This window comes from Mesorhizobium sp. M7A.F.Ca.CA.001.04.2.1 (genome assembly GCF_003998485.1).
GTDB classification, from domain to species: Bacteria; Pseudomonadota; Alphaproteobacteria; order Rhizobiales; family Rhizobiaceae; genus Mesorhizobium; species Mesorhizobium ciceri.
Map to the genome: position 1 here is coordinate 26,196 of NZ_RZQT01000063.1, position 11,171 is coordinate 37,366.

Below are 11,171 nucleotides of genomic sequence, written 5' to 3' on the forward strand. Positions count from 1 at the left end.
TCTAAGGGGCTGAACGCCCGAAGGCGGGGAGCGGCAGCGAAGGGCCGCACAGCCGGCGCCAGGTCCCCGCCGGCTGCCAAAGATGAAATCAACGACTTCGCGTCAAGCAACTGGAGCCCGACGCCCATGACCAAAACAACGATCCCAGTCCATCTCGACATCAACGGCCGTGATCACGATCTGCAACTCGAGCCGCGCGTCACGCTGCTCGATGCCTTGCGCGATCGCCTCGGCCTGACCGGAACCAAGAAGGGCTGCGACCACGGCCAGTGCGGCGCCTGCACCGTGCATATCGACGGCGAGCGCGTGCTGGCCTGCCTGACGCTGGCCGCACAAGTCGAGGGCCGCACCGTCACCACCATAGAGGGGCTTGCACGGGAGGGCGAAATGCATCCCGTGCAGGCTGCCTTCCTCGAACAGGACGCCTTCCAGTGCGGCTATTGTACGCCGGGCCAGATCATGTCGGCGGTCGCCTGCATCCGCGAAGGCCATGCCGGCTCCGACGAAGAAATCCGCGAGTATATGGCCGGCAACCTCTGCCGCTGCGGCGCCTATCCGCACATCGTCGCCGCTGTCCGCCAGGCAGCATTGGAGGCCGCATCATGAGGAATTTTTCGTATGTGCGCGCCAATTCGCTCGATGCGGCACGCCAGGCGGCCGCCCTGCCCGGCGCCATGCTCTTGGCCGGCGGCACCACGCTGATCGACCTCGCCAAATGCGGCGTCGCTGAGCCCGAGACGCTGGTCGACATCGCTCATCTCAAAGGGTTGGACAGGATCGAGGTGAACGAACGCGGCGCCACCATCGGCGCGCTGGCCAGGATGAGCCATGTCGCCGACCATGCCGACATCAAAAGCCGCTTTCCTGCGGTATCGGAAGCCCTGTGGCAGGCGGCTTCCGCGCAGATCCGCAACATGGCGACTATCGGCGGCAATCTGATGCAGCGCACGCGCTGCCCTTATTTCCGCGATCCTGCGAATTTCCCAGCCTGCAACAAGCGTGAGCCCGGCTCTGGCTGTTCGGCGATCGGCGGCGTTACCCGTGGCCATGCGGTGCTTGGCATCAGCGACGCGTGCATCGCCATGTATCCGGGCGACCTCGCCGTGGCGCTGGTCGCCTTCGATGCGATCGTGCATCTGGGCGAGCGCCACATCCCGGTCGACGACTTTTTCCTGCTGCCCGGCACCACGCCGGACAGGGAGCACGCGATCGAACCGGGCGAGATGATCACCGCGATCGAGATCCCCGGCTCGGCCTCTGCCCGGCGTTCGACTTATCTCAAGATCCGCGACCGGCAATCCTATGAGTTTGCCGCCGCGAGCGCGGCGGTCGGCATAGAGTTCGAACCCGACGGCCGAACGATCCGCGATTTGCGCGTCGCGCTTGGCGGCGTCGCGACCAAGCCGTGGCGTGCGCGGGCCGTGGAAAACGCGCTGAAGGGCAAGGTGCTGGAGCCGGACACTGTGCGCGCCGCCAGCCTGCTCGCCGTCGAAGGCTCTGTCGATCATGGCGCCAACCACTACAAGGTCGAACTGGCGCCGCGCGTCGTCGCCCGCGCCATCCGCAAATTGGGAGAGACGGCATGACCGTCCACAACATCAGGCATGGGGATGCGTCCGACGGCGCTTTTGCCGAAGCCGTCGGCGGCCGGCTGTCGCGCATCGACGGCCCGGCCAAGATCACCGGTGCGGCGAAATACGCCGTCGAGCAGCAGCTCGAAGGCCTCGCCTACGCCGTCCTGGTCGAGAGCACGATTGCATCGGGCAAGGTGCGCGCGATCGACACCACTGCCGCCGAGGTGGCGCCCGGCGTGCTGCAGGTGCTGACGCCGGACACCATCATCAGCCTGAAAACCGCGGCGGACTGGTTCGGCACGCCGCCGCCCGACAAGCCGTATTGCCCGCTCGCGCGCGACATCACCTTTTCGGGTCAGCATGTCGCCGCCGTGGTCGCCGAGACCTTCGAGCGGGCGGTCGCGGCGGCGGCACTGGTCAAGGTCAGCTATGAGGAAACGCCTGCCATCGTTGACCTCAGCGACGGCAAGGCCGGCGATGGCATCGCGATCGACGCCATGACCAAGGAGTGGGGCGACGCGCAAGGTGCGTTTGCCTCGGCGCCGGTCCGCATCTGCGCCGCCTACAACACGCCGCGCGAGTACCAGGCGCCGATGGAGCCGCATGGCCTGATCGCCCGCTGGGAGGGCGACCGGCTCACCGTGTGGGAGCCGAGCCAATGGCTGGACGGCATGGCGCGCACCTATGCCGAGTGGTTCGGTGTGCCGTTCGAGAACGTGCGGCTGGTGTCGCCCTATATTGGCGGCGGCTTCGGCTCCAAGGCGCTGGCGCTCAGCCATGGCGCGGTGGCCGCCTGTGCGGCCAAAATGCTCGGCCGGCCGGTGCGGCTGGTGATGACCCGGCCGCAGACTTTTACCGGCTATGGCGGCCGCGCGGCGACGCGCCAGACGGTGACGATCGGCGCCGACGTGCAGGGAAAGATCCAGTCGATCGTGCATCGCGGCGTCAATGAAACATCCATCGACGGCATGTGGGTCGAGCCGCTCGGATCGGTCACCTCGATCATGTACACAACGCCGAATTTCTCCTCGAAGCAGAATGTCGTACGGGTCAATTCGGTGGTGCCAGGCGCCATGCGCGCGCCGGGCGAAAACCCCTCAGCCTTCGGCATCGAAAGCGCCATCGACGAGCTTGCCTACGAGGTCGGCATCGATCCGCTGGAGATCCGGCTCCGAAACTATGCCGAGCAGGATCCACATGCCAAAAAAGCCTGGTCGACCAGGCAGTTGCGCGAGGCTTTTGCTGCAGGCGCCGAACGCTTCGGCTGGTCCAGGCGCACACCCGAACCGCGCTCGATGCGCGACGGCAACCAGTTGATCGGCTGGGGCGTCGCCGCCGGCACCTATCCGGTGCGACGCGCCTATGGCGAGGCGCTCGTGCGCATCCTGGCCGATGGTTCGGTCGAGGTCGAAAGCTCCTCGATCGACATGGGCCAGGGCACCTACACCATCCTGGCGCAGACCGCCGCCGAAACGCTCGGCGTGCGAGCTGACGACGTGGTGGTGAAGCTCGGTGACTCCCGCTTTCCGCGCGCCGGCGTCACCGGCGGTTCGCGGCTGGCCGGCGTGATGACGGGTGCGGTCTACAAGGCGGCAACCTCGGCCCTCGACCAGTTGGTGGGCCTCGCCATCAGCGATCCACGCTCGCCCTTCCACGCGCTGCAGGCCAACACGCTGGTCGTCGCCAATGGCCGTATCGCTTCGCCGCGCGGCGACGGCCCCGATGTCTCCGTCGCCGAACTGCTCAAGAGCGTCGGCCGCGACCACATCGAAGCCACCGGCGACACCATGCCGGCCAATTCGACGCCAGAGGATCGCTACAAGAACTACACCACCATCGCCATGTCGGTGCCGCACACCGAGGGCGACTATTCCCGCCACTCCTGGTGCGCGCATTTCATCGAGGTGCGCGTCGACGAGGATTTCGGCACGGTGCGTGTATCGCGTGTGGTGTCGGCGCTGGATTCGGGCCGGCTCTACAACCCGAAACTTGCCGAAAGCCAATGGAAGGGCGGCATCATCATGGGCATCGGCCAGGCGCTATTGGAAGAAGGCATCGTCGACCGCCGCCACGGCCGCATCGTCAATGACAACCTCGCCGACTACCTCGTGCCGACCAATGCCGACATCCCCGACATCGAGGTGATCTCGGTCGGCATCCCCGACCTGCATTCCTCGGTGCTCGGCGGCAAGGGCGTTGGCGAACTGGCCATTGTCGGTGTGGCGCCGGCGATTGCCAACGCGGTGTTCCATGCGACGGGAAAGAGGATCAGGGATCTGCCGATCACGCTGGAGAAGCTGATCTAGAGAGCGACACCGAAGCTGCCGAACTCCCCCTCGGAGCCCGCTTGGAGGAGTTCGGCAGTTCCAACGATCAGAACTTATAGGCGACGCCGATCCGGACATCATGCGTCGTCAGTTCGATCTCGTCGGGATTGAGGGGAGCGCCGTTGACGAGCGCGTGACGCAGGGAGTTGTGGCGGCCGAAATCGGCGAACCGGTACTCGCCGCGAACCACCCAATTGTCGGTGACGGCGTATTCGGCGCCGGCGCCCAGCGTATAGCCCGTTACGGTATCCTTCACGTCGGCATAGGGACCGCCCGGAATGTCGGTGGTGGTGTGCTTGTAGCTTGCCACAGCCAGGCCGCCGGTGACAAAGGAAAGCCAGCGATCCATCGCATAGCCGGCCCGCAGGCGCACGGAGCCAACTGACTCCATCTTGAGCTCGCCGCCAAAGGCCGGGTCATCGATGCCGAGCGCCCGATAGAGCGTCGTGTCCTTCACGCTTGCGAAACTGTAGTCGCCCTCGATGCCGAGAACCAGCCCACCGTCGAACTGCTTGTTGTAGCCGGCGTAAAGACCGCCGAAACCACCGGACGGACTGTAGCCCCAGCCGTAATTGTCGAAGCTGTCCGGGGCAAAGACTTGCCCTGCCCTTGCGTTCCCCCAGGCATATCCGGCATGCGCGCCAATATAGCCGCCGGACCAGTCGTAGGTGGCCGCGACAGGCAAGGCTTCACTGGTGTCCGCTGCGGACGCCATACCGACAGGCGTGAGGATGAAGGCCGTGGCGAGAAGAATGGTTTTCATCGTTTGCTATCCCGAAACTATTGCCTCGCCCCGCGCGAAAAAAGCGCGGGGGTTTGTTCAGCGACGCTAGGTCAGAACTTGTAGCTGAGCCCGACCCTGACATCGTGAGTCTTGAGATCGAAGTTCGCAACCGTTCCAAGACCAAAAAGCGGTACCGAAACGTCCTTTTTGCCGAAGTCGGAGTAGCGATATTCGACCCGCGCGATCCACCTGTCGGTGAAGGCGTGCTCAACGCCAGCCCCAGCCGTCCAGCCAAGATGGGTTTCGTCATGGACCGGTATTGTACCGCCGGGGCCGGTGGTCATCACGCTCACTTCATATTTGGCAGCGGCCACGCCTGCTGTGATGTAAGGCAAGGTGCGATCGAAAGCATAACCAGCCCGCAGCCGCGCCGAGCCCGACCATTTGACTTCGCTCTTGAACAGCGCGCCGGCACCGGCGAAGGTGCCCACCGCATCTACATTGCTGTACGCAATGTCAGCCTCGGCACCGAGCACGAAGCTGTTCGCCAATTCCTGGTTGACGCCGATATGCACGCCGCCAACAAAACCGCTCGGATCGAGGGGAGCGTTGATGTCGGTGCCGCCGGGGCCAGCGCCGCCGATGAACAGATTGGACTTTCCGGATGCATAGCCGAAGTGAACGCCGGCATAGAGGCCGGACCAGTCGTAGGAGGAGGCGACGGGCGAAGCCTCGCTGATATCTGCGGCGCACGCCATGCCGGCCGGCGCGAGGATCAATGCCGTTGCGAGAAGAAGAATTTTCATTGTTGTCTGCCGCCCCAAAATTGTCGTGGTCGCCGCCGCGGATGCCAGCGGAGGACCAGCTGTTGCCGAGAAATCCGGTGTTGCATTGTCCGCCGGCCGCGTCTTGGGCTGGGCCGCACCCGAATTGTCGGGGAAAGCACCACGGCGCTTTCCCGGTCGGTGTGGCTTTTCAGCCTCAGTCGATCGGCGCGCCGTGCATTCGGTGGCTGTCGGAAACTATCTGGCGCTGCCCGGCGTCGAGCCGAAGCGGCGGCGGAAGCAGCGGTTGAAATAGGACACGTCGGAAAAACCGCTGAGCAGCGCGATCTCGCTGATCCGCATGCGGTCGTTGCGCCTGTCGGACAGCATCCGATGCGCCCTCTGCAAGCGCAGTTCGAGAATGCGCTCGGCAAAGCTCACCCCGGTTTCCTGCAGCAGGTCATGGACATAGCGGACCGAGAGCCGCAATTGCCCGGCAACGCCCTGCGCCGAAATGGCGGGATCGGCGAAATTGTCCCGCATCTTCTGCAGTATGGCCTGCAGCCTTGCCGCGCGCAGGCCGCGCAGGCCCGCCAGTTCGGCCGCTTCGCCCTTGGCGCCGGTCGCCAGGCCGATCAGGTCGACGATGGTTTCGGTGGCGTGGCCGATGAGGTCGGGCGAGACCAGGGCCGGGCCTGCTTCCAGGAAGCTGCAATAGCGCTTGAGCATGCCGAGCGCCTCATTGTCGGCGCCGACGGTCAACGCCAGCCGATCCTCTATATGAGCGAAGGCATTTTCCAGCACGGCACGGGGAAGCACCACATTGGCCCAGACATTGCTGTCGCCGCCGGTCATCTGCAACGCTTCCGAAGCCGAGACCAGGGCGGCCTCGCCTTTGCCGACGTGATAATCGCGGCCAATCTGCGTGCCGCTGAGCACCGTATCGCCATTGTTGACCAGCAGCAGATAGCCGTCGCGACCGTCGGCGGCGATATTGCCCGCCTTGCGGCTGGCATGACGTATCGTCCCGGCCATCTGCCCAAGCACAAGCGACCCGACAGCGGTGGCTTCGATCGCGGCTTCGAACGACAGTCTTTCCGAAATCGTGTATTCGACCGACCATATCTCGGCGACATGGATGTCCTGCCAGAGCGCGAAGCGTGCGCGATGATCCAGATGCGGCGGCAAATCCGCCGATGAGAAGACGTTCTTTTGCAAGGGACGACCGGCCTTTTCTACAATCGCGTCTTCATTTCGACACGCACCGTATTGGACCAGATCACGGTCTGTCCAGAGCCGGAAATACTTGTGCGCCAGGCGACAATTTCAGTGCCGTCCTGAACAAGGATTGGCCTGATTTCGCGGATCTGGCTGGCTGAATTCCGGAATACTCGAAAATACCCCGTACCGACGAATCGCTCCCCCTACTCCGGCGATGGAACCGGCGGCCGTGATGTCAGCGCCGTGCCGAAGGCGGCGACAACAACGGCAGCGATCCCGGCCAGTTGCGTCGCGGTCAGGCTTTCGTGCAGGAACAGGAAGCCGGCCAGTGCACCAAGCCCAGGCTCCAGGCAGGTCAGCGTGCCGTAGATGCGCGCCGGCATGCGGGTCAGCGCCACCATCTCCAGGAAGAACGGCAATGCGCTGGAAAACAGGCCGACCAGCAGCGCGCTGACCAGGATCGACGGCGCCAGCAGCGCGGATCCCGCCTGGGCGACACCGAAGGGCAGCACCAGCACGGCGGCGATGGCCATGCCGTAGGCGGTGGTGCGGGTGCCAAGCTCCGCGCCGGCCTTCTGGGCCAGCACGATGTAGAGCGCCCAGAAGCCGCCAGCCGCCAGCGCCAGCATCACCCCGATCGGATCAAGGGGCGCGAGGGAATGAATGAGGGGCGACAACAGCAGGATGCCGGCCACCGCCAGCGCGATCCAGGCAAAGTCGCTGGCGCGCCGCGAACTCAAGGTCGCCACCAGAAGCGGGCCGGTAAACTCCAGCGCCACCGCGATGCCGAGCGGAATCCTGGCAAGCGCTGCGTAGAACAGGAGGTTGAGCGCGGCGAGCGTCACCCCATAGGCGACCAGCCACGGCATGGTGGCACGCGAGGGCCGCATCTGCCAGGGCCGCAGCACCGCGATCAGCATCAGCGCACCGATGACCAGCCTGAGCGTCGTCGTGCCTTGCGCGCCGATCTGCGGGAACAGGCCCTTGGCAAAGGTGGCGCCGATCTGGATCGACACCATGGCGCCCATCAGTGCCGCGACAGGCAAGGGCGCCGCTTCGCGACGGGCAATCGGCGTCGATGTCACGTGATCCCATCCTCCATATCGCCGGGTCCAAACCCGACCGGCGGCATGGAGATAGGGCGAACCGGCCGGCCTGTCGTGAGGCAGCGGCAACTGGCTGCTAGGGCACGGCCAAGTGCCGCCGGCCGGTCAGTTCAGGGATTTGCGCCGTGGCGGCGGTGCCGGGTGGCGCTGCTCGAGGGCCGCAGCCGCATCGGTGCGGCCAGTCCGGCGCAGTCTTTCGAGATAGGCCGGCAACTCGCCAAGGCAATGGAACGGCCCGCCTTCCCGGATCACCGTCACCAGCGGGTCGACATCGCTGTCGCTGCGGATGGCCATGGCGCTGCGCCAGTCCTCGAGCAGCCGGCTGGCATGATCGACCACATCGCTTCGGGAGCCTGAGAGATCATGCTGCTCATGCGGATCCTCACTCAGATTGAACAGGCTGACCGGGCCGAAATCCTTGTAGCCGTCATGATAAGTGCGCAGCATCAGCCAGTCGGCCCCGCCGAGCCGGAACCGCACGCCGCGCTGTACCGCCCACGCACCCTGGCTCAGCACCAGGAAATCGCGGCCACCTTCCTCCTTCGCGGCGAGCGCCGGTGCAAAGGAGCGCCCGTCCCAAAGCGCCGGAACGTTGCCGCCGAGCCGGTCGATCAGCGTGGCGGCCCAGTCGAAATGATAATGAAGGCCGCCATTGACGCCGCGCATGTCTTCGGCGCCGGGCCAGCGGATGACCAGCGGCACGTTGCAGGTGAACTCGTCAGCCGTCTGATGGTCGCCCCAGACGTTGAGCTCGCCGAGGTTTTCGCCATGATCGGCGCCGATGACGATGATCGTGTCGTCGAACAGGCCTTGCCGCTTCAACTCCTCGACGATGAGACCGACATGATAATCGGCATAGAGCACGCCGGTGTCGTAGCCGTCGAACCAGGCCTTGACGGTGTCCATGTCGCTGATCGGCGACGGCATGCGCCGGTATTTCGATCCGCCCGGCTCGACGTCGAAGCCCGAGGGTTCCTGCGGGCTGTGCGGGCCGTAGCCGGCATGGCTCTTCTCGAATACCGCCCTGGTCATCCAGTCGGGAAGCGGCTGGTCGGCGAAGGGGTCGCCGAAAGCGTCCGGCGCGCGATAGGGCGTGTGTGGGTCCCAGACATTGACGTGCAGGAACCATTTTTTTGCCGAGCCATTGCGCTTCAGCCAGTCGATCGCCAGGCCCGAAACCTCGTCGGCGTTCTCCATGCCGGCCTTGCCCGGATTGATGATCTCGTTAAAGCCGGCATACCAATGCCAGCAGCCATGCCGTTCGCCAAAACTGCTGATGGTCGTGGTGTGGTAGCCAAGATCGCGCAGCGCCCGCATCCAGCCTTCCTCGTAGAAGGTGCCGGCCCAGGCTCGCTCGGCGCCTTCGCGGAACGGCTCGCAGGCGGTGCCGCCATGGCCGACCACGCCGGTCCGCATTCCGTGGCGGCCGCTCCACAGCGCCGTGCGCGACGGATGGCAAGGCACATCGGACACATAGATGTTCTCGAAGCGGATGCCCTCGCCGGCAAGGCTGTCGATGACGGGAGAGGTGTTGCGATGATAGCCGTAGCAGCCGAGGTGGTCGCGTCTGAGGCTGTCGATGTCGATGTAGAGAACGTTCATGGATGGCTCGTCGCTGCTGTGATTGTCAGGAAACAGGCCCCGGTTCGCTGCCGGGGCTTGCGATTTGCAAGGGGCGATTTCAAGAAGGCCGTCAGGCCGAAATGTATTGATCGCCCAGATAATAGTCCTTGGGATCGAGCGAGGTCTCGAGCTTGCCAAAGGTCTTGAACAGGTCGTTCATCGTCGAGAACCAGCCGTTCACGGTGCCGTCCTTGGTCAGCTTGATCAGTTCGGCCGAGGTCATGAAGCGGCCATAACCGGCCTCCGTCTTCAACTGGTCGGCCGGAATGCCGAGCAGCTTGGAGGTGATCTCGATCGCCTTGTCCTGGTTGGCGGCGCGAAAATCCTGCGCGTCCTTGATGGCGCGCACCACGTTGCGGACGAGATCGGGATTGCCCTCGACCAAATCGTTGCGGGCAATGAAGACGCTCGGAAATGTGGTCTGCGGATAGAAGTCGTCGTTCTTGGCCAGCTCCACCAGATCGGGAACGCTCTTCTGGATGATGCCGACGAACGGATACCAGATGCCGGCCGCGTCGACCTGCTTGGAGGCGAAGGCCGCCACGATGGTGCTCGGGTCCATCTGCACGATGTCGAGGTCGGTCATCGCCATACCGGCCTTGCGCAGCGCCAGCCGCAACAGCATGTCGCCCGAGGTGCCGGCCGCGATCGCGACCTTCTTGCCCTTGAGGCCGGCGATGGACGTGATGCCGGCTTGGGCGATCACCCGGTCCGAGAAGCCGACATCGTTGACGGCGATGATCTTGGCCTTGCCGCTCGCCGGCAGCCACAGCGCGCCCGGTCCGAGATAGCCGAATTCCAGGCTGTTGGCGCCAAGCGCCTGGACCTGGATGGGGCCATTGGTGAAGACCTTGATATCGGCATCGACGCCATGCTTGGCATAGAAGCCCTGGTCGGCCGCGACGCCGGCAACGCTGGCGCCCCAGAAGTCGCCGTTGTAGCCGATGCGTGCCGCCGTTCCCGCCGCTCCGGCACGGATGCCAGAGGCAGCGAACGCGGCAAGTGCCGCCGATGATGCGATGAGGTTACGTCTTGTCAGTGTCACCATACTCTCCTCCTGTCACTGTTACTGGTGGTAAACGGCTTGCCAGACGCGGTTGCGGATGCTCATGAACTCCGCCGAAAGCCGGATTTCCTCGGTTCTTGGGTAAGGCAGGCCGACGTCGATGATCTCCTTCAGCCTGCCGGGCCGCGCCGCCATGACGATGACGCGGTTGGCGAGGTAGACCGCCTCGTCGACATCGTGGGTGATGAACATCACGGTGCGCCGCTCGCGGCTCCAGGTGTCGAGCAACTGGTCCTGGAGCTGCACGCGGGTCAGTGCGTCGAGCGCCCCGAAGGGCTCGTCCATCAAAAGGATCGAGGGATCGACCGCATAGGCCCGGGCGATCGCGCAACGCTGCTTCATGCCGCCCGAAAGCGTCTTCGGCAGCGCGTCGGCGAAGTCGCCAAGGCCGACGAGATCGATGAAACGCTCGGCGATCTGCCGGCGGCGCGAAGCTTCCTCGCCCTTGATGCGCAGCCCGAACTCGACGTTCTGGCGTACGGTGAGCCAGGGAAACAGCGCGTATTGCTGGAAGATCATGCCGCGCTCCGGACCCGGCCCCTCGACGGCCTTGCCATCGACCAGCACGGTGCCCTCGCTCGGCTTCAGCAGGCCGGCCGCGATGTTGAGCGCGGTCGACTTACCGCAGCCGGACGGACCGACGACGGTGACGAATTCGCCGTCGGCGATGTCGAGCGACAGCCGGTCAAGCGCGACGAAGGCATTGTCCTTGAGGTCGAACCGGCGCGTGACCTTGTCGAAGACGATCTTTGGGGCGATCCTGGGC

At 64.8% G+C, this 11,171-nt stretch carries 10 protein-coding genes; 3 read left to right on the forward strand and 7 right to left on the reverse strand.

Translation table 11 applies throughout. The annotated features are described in order from the left end of the window. Positions 1-126: 126 nt before the first annotated feature. From EN955_RS20170 to EN955_RS20180, 3 genes are read left to right on the forward strand one after another with little or no spacing between them, the layout of a single operon-like run. Positions 127-606, forward strand: coding sequence for a (2Fe-2S)-binding protein (locus tag EN955_RS20170; protein ID WP_013530702.1), 480 nt, complete (start codon positions 127-129; stop codon positions 604-606). Further along, on the forward strand, positions 603-1,586 hold the full coding sequence (locus EN955_RS20175; protein ID WP_024501667.1) for a xanthine dehydrogenase family protein subunit M: 984 nt from the start codon (positions 603-605) through the stop codon (positions 1,584-1,586). Before EN955_RS20170 ends, EN955_RS20175 begins: the two co-directional genes overlap by 4 nt. Next, positions 1,583-3,880 (forward strand): xanthine dehydrogenase family protein molybdopterin-binding subunit, encoded by a 2,298-nt coding sequence (locus EN955_RS20180; RefSeq protein WP_024501668.1) that lies wholly within the window; start codon positions 1,583-1,585, stop codon positions 3,878-3,880. The genes EN955_RS20175 and EN955_RS20180 overlap by 4 nt, the downstream gene beginning before the upstream one ends. Positions 3,881-3,947: 67 nt before the next feature. Here the strand turns inward: EN955_RS20180 and EN955_RS20185 are convergent, their stop codons facing one another. From EN955_RS20185 to EN955_RS20215, 7 genes are all read right to left on the reverse strand, one after another. Next, positions 3,948-4,664 carry an outer membrane protein gene (locus tag EN955_RS20185; RefSeq protein WP_024501669.1) on the reverse strand — a complete coding sequence of 239 codons (717 nt, stop codon included), beginning with the start codon at positions 4,662-4,664 and terminating at the stop codon, positions 3,948-3,950. 71 nt (positions 4,665-4,735) lie between these two features. Next, complete coding sequence (locus EN955_RS20190) at positions 4,736-5,431, reverse strand: outer membrane protein (RefSeq protein ID WP_024501670.1); 696 nt, start codon at positions 5,429-5,431, stop codon at positions 4,736-4,738. 216 nt (positions 5,432-5,647) lie between these two features. Further along, positions 5,648-6,607, reverse strand: a complete 960-nt coding sequence (locus EN955_RS20195) for an AraC family transcriptional regulator (RefSeq protein ID WP_024501671.1) — start codon at positions 6,605-6,607, stop codon at positions 5,648-5,650. A gap of 206 nt (positions 6,608-6,813) precedes the next feature. Then, positions 6,814-7,695, reverse strand: coding sequence for a DMT family transporter (locus EN955_RS20200; RefSeq protein ID WP_024501672.1), 882 nt, complete (start codon positions 7,693-7,695; stop codon positions 6,814-6,816). A gap of 126 nt (positions 7,696-7,821) precedes the next feature. Then, positions 7,822-9,318 (reverse strand): sulfatase, encoded by a 1,497-nt coding sequence (locus tag EN955_RS20205; RefSeq protein WP_024501673.1) that lies wholly within the window; start codon positions 9,316-9,318, stop codon positions 7,822-7,824. A 91-nt stretch (positions 9,319-9,409) separates the two neighbouring features. Further along, positions 9,410-10,387: an aliphatic sulfonate ABC transporter substrate-binding protein gene (locus tag EN955_RS20210; protein WP_024501794.1), complete on the reverse strand. Its 978-nt coding sequence runs from the start codon at positions 10,385-10,387 to the stop codon at positions 9,410-9,412. A gap of 18 nt (positions 10,388-10,405) precedes the next feature. Further along, complete coding sequence (locus EN955_RS20215) at positions 10,406-11,164, reverse strand: ABC transporter ATP-binding protein (protein WP_032898659.1); 759 nt, start codon at positions 11,162-11,164, stop codon at positions 10,406-10,408. Between the last annotated feature and the right edge of the window lie 7 nt (positions 11,165-11,171).